This window comes from Paracoccus versutus, assembly GCF_029909795.1.
In the GTDB taxonomy this organism is placed as follows: domain Bacteria; phylum Pseudomonadota; class Alphaproteobacteria; order Rhodobacterales; family Rhodobacteraceae; genus Paracoccus; species Paracoccus versutus.
Genome location: NZ_CP038197.1, coordinates 620053 through 634307, shown reverse-complemented (window position 1 = coordinate 634307; position 14255 = coordinate 620053). Strand labels below are relative to the sequence as shown.

Annotated in this window: 14 protein-coding genes; 5 read left to right on the top strand and 9 right to left on the bottom strand. The window is 68.0% G+C overall.

The annotated features are described in order from the left end of the window. Positions 1-21 precede the first annotated feature (21 nt). Complete coding sequence (locus E3U25_RS14145; RefSeq protein ID WP_036759362.1) at positions 22-2139, top strand: RelA/SpoT family protein; 2118 nt, start codon at positions 22-24, stop codon at positions 2137-2139. 12 nt (positions 2140-2151) lie between these two features. Beyond that, the gene (locus tag E3U25_RS14140; RefSeq protein WP_036759361.1) at positions 2152-2796 is read left to right on the top strand and encodes a DUF2062 domain-containing protein; all 645 of its coding nucleotides are present in this window, start codon (positions 2152-2154) and stop codon (positions 2794-2796) included. Here the strand turns inward: E3U25_RS14140 and E3U25_RS14135 are convergent. The 3 genes from E3U25_RS14135 to E3U25_RS14125 all read right to left on the bottom strand — a co-directional run bounded on the left by E3U25_RS14135 (position 2793) and on the right by E3U25_RS14125 (position 6237). Next, positions 2793-4103 (bottom strand): NAD(P)/FAD-dependent oxidoreductase, encoded by a 1311-nt coding sequence (locus E3U25_RS14135; protein WP_116222818.1) that lies wholly within the window; start codon positions 4101-4103, stop codon positions 2793-2795. The genes E3U25_RS14140 and E3U25_RS14135 overlap by 4 nt on opposite strands. A 68-nt stretch (positions 4104-4171) precedes the next feature. Continuing rightward, positions 4172-5530 carry a glutamine synthetase family protein gene (locus tag E3U25_RS14130; RefSeq protein WP_116222817.1) on the bottom strand — a complete coding sequence of 453 codons (1359 nt, stop codon included), beginning with the start codon at positions 5528-5530 and terminating at the stop codon, positions 4172-4174. Further along, a complete protein-coding gene (locus E3U25_RS14125) occupies positions 5527-6237 on the bottom strand; it encodes a type 1 glutamine amidotransferase (protein ID WP_116222816.1) in 711 nt (236 codons plus the stop codon). The genes E3U25_RS14130 and E3U25_RS14125 overlap by 4 nt, the downstream gene beginning before the upstream one ends. A gap of 147 nt (positions 6238-6384) precedes the next feature. Here E3U25_RS14125 and E3U25_RS14120 point away from each other — a divergent pair, with 147 nt between their 5' ends. The 3 genes from E3U25_RS14120 (at position 6385) to E3U25_RS14110 (ending at position 8750) form a co-directional block, all read left to right on the top strand. Beyond that, entirely contained in the window at positions 6385-7512 is a 1128-nt protein-coding gene (locus E3U25_RS14120) for an aminotransferase class V-fold PLP-dependent enzyme (protein ID WP_116222815.1), read from the top strand. Positions 7513-7609: 97 nt separating this feature from the next. Next, entirely contained in the window at positions 7610-8038 is a 429-nt protein-coding gene (locus tag E3U25_RS14115; protein WP_036759354.1) for an ElaB/YgaM/YqjD family protein, read from the top strand. A 10-nt stretch (positions 8039-8048) separates the two neighbouring features. After that, positions 8049-8750, top strand: a complete 702-nt coding sequence (locus E3U25_RS14110) for a phage holin family protein (protein ID WP_116222814.1) — start codon at positions 8049-8051, stop codon at positions 8748-8750. An 82-nt stretch (positions 8751-8832) separates the two neighbouring features. On the opposite strand, the gene grxD is transcribed toward E3U25_RS14110, so the two are convergent. The 6 genes from grxD to E3U25_RS14080 form a co-directional block, all read right to left on the bottom strand. After that, positions 8833-9195, bottom strand: coding sequence for a Grx4 family monothiol glutaredoxin (grxD, locus tag E3U25_RS14105; protein WP_036759351.1), 363 nt, complete (start codon positions 9193-9195; stop codon positions 8833-8835). Positions 9196-9247: 52 nt separating this feature from the next. Continuing rightward, a complete protein-coding gene (locus tag E3U25_RS14100; RefSeq protein ID WP_024844566.1) occupies positions 9248-9490 on the bottom strand; it encodes a BolA/IbaG family iron-sulfur metabolism protein in 243 nt (80 codons plus the stop codon). Between the two features lie 240 nt (positions 9491-9730). After that, on the bottom strand, positions 9731-10918 hold the full coding sequence (locus tag E3U25_RS14095) for a Hint domain-containing protein (RefSeq protein ID WP_244295323.1): 1188 nt from the start codon (positions 10916-10918) through the stop codon (positions 9731-9733). A 415-nt stretch (positions 10919-11333) separates the two neighbouring features. Further along, the gene (locus E3U25_RS14090; protein ID WP_116222813.1) at positions 11334-11681 is read right to left on the bottom strand and encodes a pyrroline-5-carboxylate reductase family protein; all 348 of its coding nucleotides are present in this window, start codon (positions 11679-11681) and stop codon (positions 11334-11336) included. Next, complete coding sequence (locus E3U25_RS14085) at positions 11678-12787, bottom strand: quaternary amine ABC transporter ATP-binding protein (RefSeq protein ID WP_116222743.1); 1110 nt, start codon at positions 12785-12787, stop codon at positions 11678-11680. The genes E3U25_RS14090 and E3U25_RS14085 overlap by 4 nt, the downstream gene beginning before the upstream one ends. Beyond that, a complete protein-coding gene (locus E3U25_RS14080; protein WP_036761282.1) occupies positions 12780-13667 on the bottom strand; it encodes an ABC transporter permease in 888 nt (295 codons plus the stop codon). The genes E3U25_RS14085 and E3U25_RS14080 overlap by 8 nt, the downstream gene beginning before the upstream one ends. Positions 13668-14255: the final 588 nt, after the last annotated feature.

Below are 14255 nucleotides of genomic sequence, written 5' to 3'. Positions count from 1 at the left end.
TCCAAAGGTCTTCGGCCCATCATGATCGACGTCGAAGACCTCATCGCGCTGATCCGCAACTACAACCCGCGCACCAATGCCGAACTGATCCGCGACGCCTATGAATACGGGCGTCGCATGCACGAAGGCCAGTTCCGCCATTCGGGCGAACCCTATTTCACCCATCCCGTCGCCGTCGCCGCCATCCTGACCGAGATGCGGCTGGACGATGCGACCATCGTCACCGCGCTTCTGCACGACACGATCGAGGACACGCGCTCGACCTGGGCCGAGGTGGCGCAGATCTTCGGCCGCGAGATCGCCGATCTGGTCGATGGCGTGACCAAGCTGACCAACCTGCAGCTTTCCGGCGCGCATTCCAAGCAGGCCGAGAATTTTCGAAAGCTTTTCATGGCGATGTCGCGCGATCTTCGCGTGATTTTGGTCAAGCTGGCCGACCGCCTGCACAATATGCGGACGATCAAGTCCATGCGCCCGGACAAGCAGCAGCAAAAGGCGCGCGAGACCATGGACATCTATGCGCCGCTGGCCGGCCGCATGGGCATGCAATGGATGCGCGAGGAGCTGGAAGACCTGGCCTTCAAGGTCATCAACCCCGAGGCGCGCAATTCGATCATCCGCCGCTTCGTCAGCCTGCAGCGCGAATCCGGCGACGTGATCCCCAAGATCACCGCCGACATCCGCGCCGAGCTGGAACGCGAGGGGATCGAGGCCGATGTCTATGGCCGCGCCAAGCGCCCCTTCAGCATCTGGCGCAAGATGCAGGAAAAGCAGCTTTCCTTCTCGCGCCTGTCGGACATCTACGGCTTTCGCATCATTACCCGGACGGAACCCGACTGCTATCGCACGCTGGGCGTGATCCACCACCGCTGGCGCGCGGTGCCGGGCCGGTTCAAGGATTACATCAGCCAGCCGAAGGCGAACGGCTATCGCTCGATCCACACCACCGTCTCGGGGCGCGACGGCAAGCGGGTCGAGGTGCAGATCCGCACCCGCCAGATGCACGAGGTGGCCGAGGCGGGCGTGGCCGCGCATTGGGCCTATCGCGACGGGGTGCGCACCGCGAACCCCTTTGCCGTCGATCCGGGCGAATGGATCGCCAGCCTGACCGAGCGTTTCGGCGAAGAGGATCACGACGAGTTCCTGGAACACGTGAAGCTGGAAATGTATTCCGACCAGGTGTTCTGCTTCACCCCCAAGGGCGATGTGATCCCGCTGCCCAAGGGCGCGACCCCCTTGGATTTCGCCTATGCGATCCATACCCGGCTGGGCTCGTCCTGCGTCGGCGCCAAGGTGGACGGCATCCGCGTGCCGCTGTGGACGCGGCTCAAGAACGGGCAGTCGGTCGAGATCATCGCCGCCTCCGGCCAGCGCCCGCAGGCGACCTGGCTCGACATCGTCGTCACCGGCCGGGCCAAGGCCGCGATCCGCCGCAGCCTGCGGCAAGAGGACCGGACCCGCTTCATCCGGCTGGGATCGGAACTGGTGCGGGTGGCCTTCGAACATGTCGGGCGCAAGGTCAGCGACAAGGCGCTGCGCACCGCGGCCAAGACCATGGCGCTGCCCGACACCGACGAGCTGCTGGCCCGCATCGGCAGCGCCGAGATCTCGGCCCATGACGTGCTGACCACGCTTTATCCCGAACTTGCCGAAAAGCGCAGCGAGATCGACGCCCGCCGCGCGGTCGCGGGGCTGGCGGCCGACCAGGAATTCACCCGCGCCCCCTGCTGCAACCCGCTGCCGGGCGAGCGTATCGTCGGCATCACCTATCGCGGCAAGGGCGTGGTGATCCATGCCATCGACTGCCCCGTCCTGGCCGAGTTCGAGGAAAGCCCGGAACGCTGGGTCGACCTGCATTGGCGCGAAGGCCAGCACCCGGCCGCCTATTCCACCATGCTGTCCCTGACCATCCGCCACGACGCCGGGGTGCTGGGCCGCATCTGCACGCTGATCGGCGCGCAGGGGGCGAATATCTCGGACCTGGAGTTCATCGACCGCAAGCCGGATTTCTATCGCCTGCGGGTCGAGGTCGAGCTGCGCGACCGCGAACATCTGCACACGCTGCTGACCGCGCTGGAAACCGAAAGCGACGTGGCCCAGGTCTCGCGCATCCGCGATCCTTCCGCCCATATAAGCTGAGGCGCGGCCGGCATGTTCAAAAGACGCAAGCCGCTGAGCTATGCTCAGATGTGGACCGAGATGTTCTATCCGCGCTCGGGCTGGAAGCGGGCGTCGAAATACGTGCTGCACCGGCTGCGCCGCCTGCCGGACCAGCCGCATCGGGTGGCGCGCGGCTGGGCCTGCGGCATCTTCATTTCCTTCACGCCCTTCTTCGGCTTTCACTTCATGGGGGCTGCGGCGCTGGCCTGGCTGATCCGCGGCAATATCCTGGCGGCGCTTCTGGGCACCTTCGTCGGCAACCCGCTGACCACGCCCTTCATCGCGCTGACCTCGGTGGGGCTGGGGCGCTGGATGCTGGGGGTCGAGGGCCGGTTTACCCCGCACTTGATCTTTGACGAATTCACCCGCGCCGGCAGCGAGCTGTGGAACAACCTGCTCGCGCCGCTCAGTGCGGAGCGCACGGCGCATTGGGACCAGCTTTTGCAATTCAACGAGCAGATCTTCCTGCCCTATGCGGTGGGGGGCGTGCTGCCCGGAATCGCGGTCTCGGTCGCGGCGCATTACCTGACCGTGCCGCTGATCAAGGCCTATCACCGCCACCGCGAAAAGCAGATGGCCGAGCGCATCGCCCGCGCCAAGGCCCGGCGCGACCGCGAGTTGGCGGAAAAGCGCTAGAAGCCCAGCCGGTCGCGCAGCGAATACCAGCCCATGCCGGCGACCAGCAGCGGCCAGCGCAGCGCCGCGCCGCCGGGAAAGGCGGGCGAGGGCAGGGCGGCCATGGTGTCGAACCCCTCGGCCTGCCCCTGAACCGCCTGCGCCATCAGCTTGCCGGCAAGATTGGCCAGCGCCAGCCCATGGCCGGAATAGCCGCTGGCCGACAGGCAATTCGGCGCCGGCCGGGCAAAGCAGGGCATGCGGTTCATGGTGATCGCCAGCGTGCCGCCCCAGGCATGGGTCAGCCTGACGTCGGCAAGGCCGGGATAGATCTCCAGCAGCGGCTTGCGCACCTTGGCGGCGATGTCGGCGGGAAAGCGATAGCTGACATTCTCGCCGCCGCCGAAGATCAGCCGCCCCTCGGGGTCGAGCCGCCAGTAGTTCACCACGAACTTGGTGTCATGCACGCCGATGGGCTGGGTCAGCACCTCGGCCGCGCGCGGCCCCAGGGGCTCGGTCGCGACGATGAAATTGTTGATCGGCATGACGCGGGCGGCGACATGGGTGTCCAGATTGCCCAGATAGCCATTGCCCGCCAGGATGACATGGTCGCAGATCACCCGGCCCTTGCCGGTCTGGACGATGCTCTTTTCACCGGCGCGGCGGGCGTGGCGGATGTGGTGGACATGGCTCAACTCGCGGATCTTCGCGCCGGCCGCATCCGCCAGCCGCGCCATGCCGATGGCCAGGTTCAGCGGATGCAGATGCCCCGCGCCATGGTCCAGCTCGCCGGCGACATAGGCGTCCGAGGGCACCAGCGCGCGAAAGGCGTCGCGCTCCAGCGCCTCGATCCGATCATAGCCGTAGTCGCGCGCCAGCCTGTCGATCATGGCGCGGGCATGGTCCAGCTCGGCGGGCTTGCGAAAGGCATGGGCGATGCCACAGGCGACCGGCACCCCGGCGCGCGCCGCCAGATCGCGGGTCAGGCGCTTGGCCTCCTCGGCCATGTCCCACAACCGATGCGCCGCCTCGATCCCGGCCATCCGCTCCAGTTCGTCCACCTCCAGCCGCTGCCCCGAGCCGATCTGGCCGCCATTGCGCCCCGAGGCGCCGAAGCCCACGCGATGCGCCTCCAGCACCACCACGTCGCGGCCCGCCTCGGCCAGGTGCAGCGCAGCCGACAAGCCGGTATAGCCGGCGCCCACCACCACGACATCGGCGCGCGCCTCGCCCCGCTGCTCGGGGAAGGCAGGCAGCGGATCGCGGGTCGCGGCATAAAGGCTCGGCGGATACTCCCCCGGCCGATCATTGGAAAACAGCAGGTTCATCCCCTCGGCCTTCTTCGTTGTCCAAATACCCATTCCGACGGCGCGCCAAGGCCAGGCCGTGCCCGGCTCTATACGTTCAGCAGCAGATGCTCGCGCTCCCAGGGGCTGATGACTTGCAGGAACTCCTTGTATTCGTTGCGCTTGACCGCCTGGTAGACGTCGATGAACTCCGAGCCCAGCACCTCGCGCATCGGCGCGCTCTCGTCCATCAGGTCCAGCGCGTCGCCCAGGTTATAGGGCAACTCGTCCTCGGACATATAGGCGTCGCCCAGGCATTCGGCGCGCGGCGCCTCGGCCTCGGCCAGCCCCAGGTAGCCGCAGGCGAGGCTGGCGGCCAGGCCCAGGTAGGGGTTGCAATCCATGCCCGCCAGCCGGTTCTCGACCCGCCGCGATTCCGGTTTCGAGATCGGCACCCGCAGCCCGGTGGTTCGGTTGTCGCGCCCCCATTCCAGGTTGATCGGCGCCGCGAAATCAGGAACATAGCGGCGATAGCTGTTGACATAGGGCGCCAGCAGCGCCACCGCCGCCGGCAGGTGCTTCTGCATGCCGGCGATGAAATGCATGAAGGCCGGCGTCTCGCGGCCCTGCTCGTCGGAAAAGATGTTGCGCCCGTCGCCGATGCCGACGACCGAGTGGTGGATATGCATGGCGCTGCCCGGCTCGCCCTCGATGGGCTTGGCCATGAAGGTGGCGAAGCAGTCGTGGCGCAGCGCCGCCTCGCGGATCAGCCGCTTGAAATAGAAGATCTGGTCGGCCAGGGCGACCGGGTCGCCGTGGTTGAGGTTGATCTCGACCTGGCCGGCGCCGCCTTCCTGCAGGATGCCGTCGATCTCGAAGCCCTGGGCTTCGGCGAAGTCGTAGATGTCGTCGATGACCTTGCCGTATTCGTCCACCGCGGACATGGAATAGGCCTGCTTGGCGGCGGCGCGGCGGCCGGTGCGGCCCATGGGCGGCATGATCGGCTGGTTCGGGTCGATGTTGCGCGCGACCAGGAAGAACTCCATCTCGGGCGCGACGATGGGCCGCCAGCCGCGCTGCCGGTAAAGATCGACCACCCGTTTCAGCACGTTGCGCGGCGCGATGGGCACCGGGTTGCCGGACTGGTCCGAGACGTCGTGGATGACCTGCAAGGTCACGTCCGCCGTCCAGGGCGCCGCCGTCGCGGTCGAGAAATCCGGCGTCAGGATCATGTCCGGCTCGGTGAAGGCGCCCGAGGGGTTGTCGGCCCAATCCCCGGTGATGGTCTGCAGGAAGATCGAGTTCGGCAGGTAGAACCGTTCCTGATGCGCGAATTTCGAGGCGGGCATGGCCTTGCCCCGCGCCACCCCGGCGATGTCGGCGACGATGCATTCCACCTCGTCCAGCCGCCGCCCGGCGACATAGTCCTGGGCGGCCTGCGGGGTTTCCTCGATCCAATGCGGTCTCATGCGGCCCCCTGCCGGATTACTGCGCTGAAGGCGCGCGGCGCCTTGAAGAAGGCCTCGATCCGGTCGGCGATGCCCGGCGATTGCCGCGGGGTGCCCATGCGGGCGCGGGCCTGGTCCAGCAGCGGCTTGGGCACCGCGCCGCGGCCGCGATGCTCGATCAGCCCCTGGATGAAGGCGTCGTCGAACTCGGGGTGGGCCTGCACGGTAAAGGCGCGATCCTCATAGACCAGCGCGGCGTTTTCGCAGAACTCGTTTCGCGCGACGATCTGCGCATCCCTGGGCAGGGCGACGACCTGGTCCTGGTGCCAGGCGTTCAGCGTGACCTTTTCGCCGCCGAAATCGTAGTCATGCGCGCCGACCGCCCAGCCGCCGGGATGCTTCGTCACCGTGCCGCCAAGCGCCTGGGCGATGATCTGGTGGCCAAAGCAGATGCCGACCAGCGGCACATGCCGGGCATAGGCGGTGCGGATGAACTCCTCGAGCGGCGGGATGAAGGGATGATCCTCGTAGACGCCATGGCGCGAGCCGGTCAGAAGCCAGCCCTGGGCCGCGTGGACATCCGGCGGGAACTCCATCCTTTCAACGTGATAGCTGGTGAAATCGAAGCCCCGCCCGGCAAGGAGCCGCTCGAACATGGTGTCATAGTCGCCCAGATCGCCGCGAAGTTCCTCGGGCGATTGGCCGCATTTGAGAATGCCGATACGCATGGTGACTGGCCTGTCGGTTGTTCCCCCTGAAGCTAGTCGGGCGCGGCGCGGCCGGCAAGGGGCTGCTGCGGGCTGCCGCTTCGGTAGGGCTGGCCGTGTGGGCGAGGGCGCGCTAGGCTGCCGCAAAACCAGCAGAAAGGATCGGCCATGCCCGGACTTCGCCCCGATGTGGACCCCGAGGGATTGCAGGAATTCTCGGTCGTCTTCACCGACCGCTCGCTCAACCACATGTCGCAGAAATTCCAGGGCGTCATGCGCGACATCTCGGCCACGCTGCGCGAGGTCTATGGCGCCGACGCGGTGGCGCTGGTCCCCGGCGGCGGCACCTGCGCCATGGAAGCCGTGGCGCGCCAGTTCGGCCGCGACGCCCATGCGCTGATCGTCAGGAACGGCTTTTTCAGCTATCGCTGGAGCCAGATCTTCGAGGCGGGCGGTTTCGCGCGCCAGACCACGGTGATGATGGCGCGGCCGCAGGGCAACGAGCCCCGCGCCCCCTTTGCCCCCGCCGCCATCGAGGAAGTGGTGGAAAAGATCCGCGACACCCGCCCCGATGCCGTCTTTGCCCCGCATGTCGAGACGGCGGCGGGCATGATCCTGCCCGACGACTATATCAAGGCGCTGGCCGATGCCGCGCATGAGGTGGGCGCGATCATGGTGCTGGACTGCATCGCCTCGGGCGCGATCTGGGTCGACATGCGCCAGACCGGCGTGGACGTGCTGATCTCGGCGCCGCAAAAGGGCTGGTCGGCCTCGCCCTCGACCGGGATGGTGATGCTGTCCCCGCGCGGGATCGAGCGGCTGGAGACCACGGTCAGCGACAGCTTCGCGCTGGACCTGAAGAAATGGCGTGCGATCATGAAGGCCTATGAGGACGGCGGCCATGCCTATCACGCCACGCTGCCGACGGATGCGCTGCTGGGCCTGCGCGATGCGATGGACGAGACGCGCGCCTTCGGCCTCGAGGCGGCGCGCGAGGCGCAATGGCGGCTGGGCGATGCGGTGCGCTCGGAGCTGGCGCGGCGCGGGCTGCGCTCGGTCGCGGCCGAGGGCTTTGCCGCGCCGGGGGTGGTGGTCTGCCATATCGACGACCCCGAGATCTCGACCGGGCGCAAGTTCCTGGCCGCCGGCTACCAGATCGCCGCGGGCGTGCCCCTGCAGGTCGGCGAGGGCGAGGGATTCCGCAGCTTCCGCATCGGGCTTTTCGGGCTCGACAAGCTCAAGGATGTCGAGGGCACGGTGGCGCGGCTGGTTTCCGCCTTTGACGCGGCACTTTGACGCTGCGGGCAGGAAATCGCGGCCGGTCCGGGAACGATCTGCGGGTTTCGGGGTTTGCTTTTCCGAAACCGATACAGCCCTGCGAAAGGACAAGATCATGGCGAACCACGAAGCCACCGCCGATGAACTGAAAGCCAAGGCGCGCGAGGCCGCTGACGATGTAGGCCGCCACGCCAGCCGCGCCGCCGACGAGGCCAGCGCAGCCTATGAGACCGCCCGCGAGAAGGGCGCCGAGCTTTACGAGACCGCGCGCGAGAAAGGCGCCGAATTCGTCGAGGACGCCAAGCGCCGCGGCGCCGAATATGCCGAAACCGTCCGCGAGCGGGGCCATGAATATGCCGAGCGCGCCCGCGACGAAGCCCGCCGGCTTTACCGGCAGGGCGAACGGCAGGCGCATGAGGTCGCGGCCCATGCCGAGGAATATTACGACGAGGTCTCGGGCATGGTGCGGCGCAACCCGGCGCAGGCGCTGGGGATCGCGGCCGGCATCGGCTTCCTGCTGGGCCTGATCATCGCACGGCGCTGAGTCTCGGCGGATGTTCGACTATACCAGGAAACTCCAACTCGCCCTGACCGACAGGCTGCGCCGCGCCGGCCTGTCGGCCGGGGCAGGCGCGGCCCTGCTGATCGGGGCGGGGTTCCTGCTGGCGGCGCTGTGGACCTGGCTGGCCGATCACCTGGGCTGGGGGGCGCTTGGCGCCTCGCTGGCGATCGGCCTGGGCTTCGTGCTGGTCGGGCTGGCGGTGATGCTGATGGCGCGCAAGGAACGCCATCCCGTCCCCACCACCGACGAGCTGAAGGCCGAGGTCGAGCAGCGGCTGATGCTGGCCGCCGACATGGCCGTCGAAAAAGCCACCGGCGCCGCGGATGCGGCGTTGGAGCGCGCCTCGCAAAAGGCCGGCCAGCTGATCGACCAGGCCGAGCAGCGGGTGCATTCGCTGACCGACAGCCTGGCCTACAAGGCGGACCGGATGGCCGACCGCGCCGAGGCGAGCGTCTATGGCGCCGCGCGCCGGGCGGGCGAAAGCGCCGTCGACACGCTGGGCCTGCCGCCCGATACGCTGCGCCGCGTCGCCGGGCAGGTCCAGGGCGCCTCGCAGTCGCGGGCGGCGGCCGTCGCGCCGCTGATCGGCGCCTTTGCGGTGGGGATGACCCTGGCCTCGCGCCTGCAGCACTGGCGCCACCGCGACGAGCCGGACTGGGAAGAGGCCGAGGATTGGAGCGAAGATCCCTATTGAGGATCGTCCCGCAACCCATTGACAACAAAAGACCCCGCCGCCGGCGGGGTCTTTTTTCCTGTCGCGTCGGCTGCGCCCGCGCTCAGGCGTTCGCTTCGCGGATCTTATTGGCGGCATCCTTGTCATAGGTCACGCCGGCCTTGTCGAACAGCTGGTCGAGTTCGCCCGAAAGCGTCATCTCGGTGACGATGTCGCAGCCGCCCACGAACTCGCCCTTGACGTAAAGCTGCGGGATGGTCGGCCAGTCCGAGAAATCCTTGATGCCCTGGCGGATCGTCTCGTCGGCCAGCACGTTCACGTCGCGATACTGGACGTTCATGTAGTTCAGAACCCCGGCCACGCGGCTTGAAAAGCCGCATTGGGGCATCTCCTTGGTGCCTTTCATGAACAGGACGACATCGTCTGCGTCGATCGTCTCCTGGATTTGCTGGCGTGCATCGGTCATTTCGTCCGGTCCTTGCTGAAGCGCCGCCTGGTCGCGACGCTTGCGGTTGATCTTAGTCGGGTGCCTTGGTGGTCAGCGCAAGGGCATGCAGCGCGCCGTTGGGGCCGTCCATATGGCCCTGCAGCGCCGCATAGACGGCACGTTGCTGCTGAACGCGATTCTGGCCGCGGAAGCTTTCGTCGATCACCTCGGCGGCATAGTGGTTTCCGTCCCCGGCAAGGTCGGTGATCGTGATCTTGGCATGCGGAAATGCAGCGCGGATCAGGGCTTCTATATCCTGGGCTTCCATCGCCATGGCGGATCCTTTCTTTGTTCTGCAAGATGTAGGGGAAGCCCGCGCGGGCCGCAAGATCGACCGGCCTGCGCAATCGCTCCGCCCCGCGGGGGCGGGGCAGATCCACCCGCCGTCCTGCGGGTCCGGTGGCCTTGCTTGCCCGCGGCAGGCGCCGCCGGGATCGCGGCCCATGCCCGGCCTGCGGGCGGATGGAAAAAGGCCGGCCGGGGCCGGCTCAGGTTCCTGGCGACCCCGCCTTGGCTATTGCACCAGGGTCTTGCGATGCTGGGCGTGGCGCACGGCCAGCTTGCGCCCCATCCGGCCCGAGGCCAGAACGCGCGCGCCCACCGGCACCTCGTCCTCGGGCCGGTCGCGCAATTCGGGGAAAAGCGCAAAGATCTCGGCCTGGGCCTGGCGGCCGACGGATTTCAGCGCCTCGGGCCCGGTATGAAGCGATTCGGTCTCGGCGCCCTCGGACAGGACGATCTCGTGCTGGTCGAAGAGGAAGTGGAAATATTCGACCGAGGGCAGGTCGTCGGCGATGTCGATGCCGTCGATCTGCAAAAGCTGCTTGGCGGCGACCAGAACCTCGGGCGTGCCGAACATCTTCAGCGCGATTCTGGAACGCACCAGCACCCGGTGCTGGGGCGAGACGACCAGGTTGCGCAAGGGCAGCCCCTTGCCGAGCGCGCCGGCCCTGATGCGGATCGGGCGCAGGTTGGGACTGGCGTCCAGCGCCTTGCTGCCCAGCACGCGCGAGCCGATCCAGCGCACCGGCTGCAAGCCGTTGTCGCTGGTCACGACCAGCATGCCGGGGGTCAGTTCCTCGACCGGCCGCGGCCCCTGTTCGGTTTCGATCAGCGTTCCGCGGACGAAACAGGGAAAGCAATGCCGGTCGGTGAAGATGCCGTGGTAGTCCAGCGCGTAATTGCCGGCCCCGGCGGGAAACGAGACCGAGACGATGGGCCGCGTGGTCAGCGCCTCGACCTCTTGCAGCGAGGCGCCCTTGGGCGGCGGCATCAGGAAGGCGTTGCCGGCGGTGTCCTGCATGATGCGGACCGGCAGGACCAGCGTCTCCTGGCTGCCGTCGGGATTGGCGAAGGTGACGGCGGTGTTCTTGACGACGAAGGTCGAGTCGACCTTGTAGCTGGCGATATTGCCGTCGCCGTCGGCATCGTGGCGGATCGGCTCGGCCAGAAAGCCGAAGGGGCCGTTGGTGCGGATGATGCCGTCCTGGTCCAGGTCCACGGCGCTGACCTCGACTAGCTGGCGCGACAGCGGGTCCGCCTGCGATCCGAAGCTGGCGCCGGCCAATATCGTGCTGGCCCTTCCGGCGCCGGGGACCAGCTCCCAGGGGTCCATGTCGGGAAGCTTTCCCAGGAAGATCATCTTCTCGCAGTCGGGTCCGGCGGGACCGCAATGATTGTCGCCGGCATGATTGAAAGACATTTTAACACTCACCACTCAGATACGAGCCCCTGCCGGGGGCCGCGTAATCGGTTACCCCGCGTGTCCGGCTTCCAGGCAGACGAAGACCATCGCTGGGATCGGCATTGCCGGCCCCAAGGCCGGGGCGATCCGTCAAGAGCCGCGACGCGCAGTATCGGGCCAACAGGGCGCCGACCAATTTTGTCTAAAAGATATGAGCATCATGACAAGCGGAAAAACTGAACAGTTCTTTTTAAAAGATAAGCGATCCCGGTGGGTTAACGCGCTCCTTGGCGCATATGCCAGCCGAAGGCGGGCTGCGTGATATGCATTCCCGCATCGGCCGGGACGGGCCGTCGCGGCAAGGGGGCGATCTGCCGACGGCCAAGGCGCCGTCCCGCGTTCAAGGCGCGGGGCGGCGCGGTCGGGTCATCCTTCAGGCCCCTGCGCCGAAGTCTTTGCGATCAACGATCCGGCCGCCGCAGCACGCCAGCGTGGCTGCCCCGATCCCGGCCATGAAGGACAGGACCAGCCGGCCCGCGGCGCGCAGGTCCAGCCCCGGCCAGTCCTCGGGCCGCACCGAGACCACGATCACGTCGCTTTGCGCCGCCAGCTCGGCCGCGTTGCGCGCCCATGTCACGTTGGCATGGCCGTGGTAGTTGGTCTGCGGGGCGCTGCGATTGAGCAGCACCAGCTCGCCCGGCGCCAGGATGCCGCGCGCGAGCAGCCCCGCGCCGAGCGCCGAGCCGAGCCAGCCGGTGGCGCCGATCAGGCCGACCCTCATGCCTGCCGCCCGTCATGCTGCCCGTCATGCTGCCCGTCATGCTGGCCGCCATGCTGGCCGGTATAGGCGTTGATCGCGGCCTGGAAGGGGATGACGCCGATGGCCCGGCCCTGGGGATCCTGGACCCGCAGCGCCTGCAGCCGGCTGGCGGCCATCTGCTGCAGCGCCTCGGCGATGCTGGCCTCGGGGGCGATGGCGGCCTCGGGCAGGGCGGCGTCGGGCAGGGCGGCTTCGGGGGCGTCGAAACCGTGCCGGGCCTGCATCACCGCGCCGACCTTCAGCACCTTGCCGCGGTCGACATGCTGGACGAAATTCGCCACGTAATCGTCGGCCGGGCGCAGCACGATGTCCTGCGCCGTGCCCTGCTGGATCACCGAGCCGTCGCGCAGAAGCGCGATGCGGTCGCCGATGCGCAGCGCCTCGTCGAGGTCGTGGGTGATGAAGACGATGGTCTTCTTCACCTCCTGCTGCAGGTCCAAGAGCACCGTCTGCATGTCGTAGCGGATCAGCGGGTCGAGCGCCGAATAGGCCTCGTCCATGAGCAGGATCGGCGCGTCGTTGGCCAGCGCGCGCGCCAGGCCCACCCGCTGCTGCATGCCGCCCGAAAGCTGGCTCGGATAGCTCTTCTCGAAGCCCGAAAGCCCGACCCGCTCGATCCAGCGCATGGCGGTGCGGTAGCGCTCGGCCTGCGGGATGCCCTGCACCTCGAGGCCATAGGCGGCATTGTCGAGCACGGTGCGATGCGGCAGCAGGCCGAATTTCTGGAACACCATCGCGGTCTTGTGGCGGCGGAACGCGCGCAGCTCCGCCTGCGACATGGCGACGACGTTGCGGCCCTCGATCACGATCTCGCCGGCGGTGGGCTCGATCAGCCGGTTGATGTGGCGGATCAGCGTCGACTTGCCCGATCCCGACAGGCCCATGATGACCTGGATGCTGCCCGGCGCGACCTGGATGTTGATGTCGCTCAGCCCCAGGACGTGCTGGTGGCGGGCCTGCAGCTCGGCCTTGGTCATGCCGGCGCGGACGGCCGCGACATGCGCCTCGGGATTGGCGCCGAAGATCTTGTAGAGGTTCTTGATCTCGATGCCGATCGGATCAGTCATGGCTGGCCTCCTGGTGTTTTTGCAGCCGCTTGCCCCAGGCCTGGCTGATGCGGTCGAAGAGGATGGCGATGCCGACGATGGCGAAGCCGTTGAAGAGCCCGAGCGTGAAATACTGGTTCGAGATCGCGCGCAGCACCGGCTGGCCCAGCCCCTGCACCCCGATCATCGAGGCGATCACCACCATGGCCAGCGCCATCATGATGGTCTGGTTGATGCCGGCCATGATCGTGGGCAGCGCCAGCGGCAGCTGCGCCTTGACCAGCTTCTGCCAGGCCGAGGAGCCGAAGGCGTCGGTCGCCTCCAGCACCTCGCGGTCGACCTGGCGGATGCCGAGGTTGGTCAGCCGGATCATCGGCGGGATGGCATAGATCACCACCGCGATCAGGCCGGGCACCCGGCCGATGCCCAGCAGCATCACCACCGGGATCAGGTAGACGAAGCTGGGCATGGTCTGCATGATGTCGAGGATCGGGCTGATGATGCGCTGCACCCGCTGCGAGCGCGCCATCAGGATGCCGAGCGGCAGGCCGATGGCGATGGACAAAAGCGTCGCGGCCAGCACCATGGAGATGGTCTTCATGGTGTCGTCCCACATGCCGAAGAGCCCGATCAGCACCAGGGTCAGCACGGAGCCGATCACCACGCGCAGGCTGCGGCTGGCGCCCCAGGCCAGGGCGGCGACGACGGCCAGGACGAGCAGCCAGGGGGTGCCCAGAAGCAATCGCTCGAACCAGATCAGCATGGTCTGCAGCGGGCTGAAGAGGCCCTCGATCATGTCGCCGTGGCTGCGGGTGAAGCTGCGAAAGCCGTCGTCGATGACGCGCTGCAACTCGCGCAGCCAGGCGCTTTTCAATTGGGGGAAGGAGGTGAGCCAGGTCATGGGATCCTCGCGCATGGGGCTGGGGGCCGGCCTGGGCGGCCGGGACCGGGAAAGGGTGGCGGCATCGGGCCGGACCGGGGTCGGGGCGGTCCCGCGGACCGGCCCGGAGGCCGGACCGAGGGGTGGTCAGGGCCCGACCCGAGAGCCGGACCGAAGGGGTGTCAGGGCCCGGACCCGAGCGCCGGCTGGGCCAGGGACCGGAACCGGGAGCCGGAGCGGGCCCCCGAGCCGAGAGCCGGAGCGGGGCCAGTCCTGGGCCGAAACCGAAGCCCGAGCGGGTCCGCAGGCCCGAGAGCCGGAGTGGGGTCAGGCCTGGGCCAGACCTGGGTCCGACCTGGGCCGGAACCGGAGCCGGAGCCGGCCCGACGGGCAGCCAGGGCCCGGACCGAGAGCCGGACCGCGACCGCGGGCCCGAGAGCCGGAGTCTCGCCAGACCAAGACCGGACCGGAGAACCGGCTGGGCCAGGCCAGGGCCCGGACCCGAGCGCCGGCTGGGCCAGGGACCGGAACCGGGAGCGGGTCCGCGGGCCCGAAAGCCGCTCCGCGGGGCCAGGCCTGGGCCAGACCTGGGTCCGACCTGGGCCGGAA

Coding starts and splice junctions, on each gene's coding strand:
- E3U25_RS14145 (WP_036759362.1), top strand. CDS start 22: ATGATCGACGTCGAAGACCTCATCGCGCTGATCCGCAACTACAACCCG.
- E3U25_RS14140 (WP_036759361.1), top strand. CDS start 2,152: ATGTTCAAAAGACGCAAGCCGCTGAGCTATGCTCAGATGTGGACCGAG.
- E3U25_RS14135 (WP_116222818.1), bottom strand. CDS start 4,103: ATGAACCTGCTGTTTTCCAATGATCGGCCGGGGGAGTATCCGCCGAGC.
- E3U25_RS14130 (WP_116222817.1), bottom strand. CDS start 5,530: ATGAGACCGCATTGGATCGAGGAAACCCCGCAGGCCGCCCAGGACTAT.
- E3U25_RS14125 (WP_116222816.1), bottom strand. CDS start 6,237: ATGCGTATCGGCATTCTCAAATGCGGCCAATCGCCCGAGGAACTTCGC.
- E3U25_RS14120 (WP_116222815.1), top strand. CDS start 6,385: ATGCCCGGACTTCGCCCCGATGTGGACCCCGAGGGATTGCAGGAATTC.
- E3U25_RS14115 (WP_036759354.1), top strand. CDS start 7,610: ATGGCGAACCACGAAGCCACCGCCGATGAACTGAAAGCCAAGGCGCGC.
- E3U25_RS14110 (WP_116222814.1), top strand. CDS start 8,049: ATGTTCGACTATACCAGGAAACTCCAACTCGCCCTGACCGACAGGCTG.
- grxD (WP_036759351.1), bottom strand. CDS start 9,195: ATGACCGATGCACGCCAGCAAATCCAGGAGACGATCGACGCAGACGAT.
- E3U25_RS14100 (WP_024844566.1), bottom strand. CDS start 9,490: ATGGCGATGGAAGCCCAGGATATAGAAGCCCTGATCCGCGCTGCATTT.
- E3U25_RS14095 (WP_244295323.1), bottom strand. CDS start 10,918: ATGTCTTTCAATCATGCCGGCGACAATCATTGCGGTCCCGCCGGACCC.
- E3U25_RS14090 (WP_116222813.1), bottom strand. CDS start 11,681: ATGAGGGTCGGCCTGATCGGCGCCACCGGCTGGCTCGGCTCGGCGCTC.
- E3U25_RS14085 (WP_116222743.1), bottom strand. CDS start 12,787: ATGACTGATCCGATCGGCATCGAGATCAAGAACCTCTACAAGATCTTC.
- E3U25_RS14080 (WP_036761282.1), bottom strand. CDS start 13,667: ATGACCTGGCTCACCTCCTTCCCCCAATTGAAAAGCGCCTGGCTGCGC.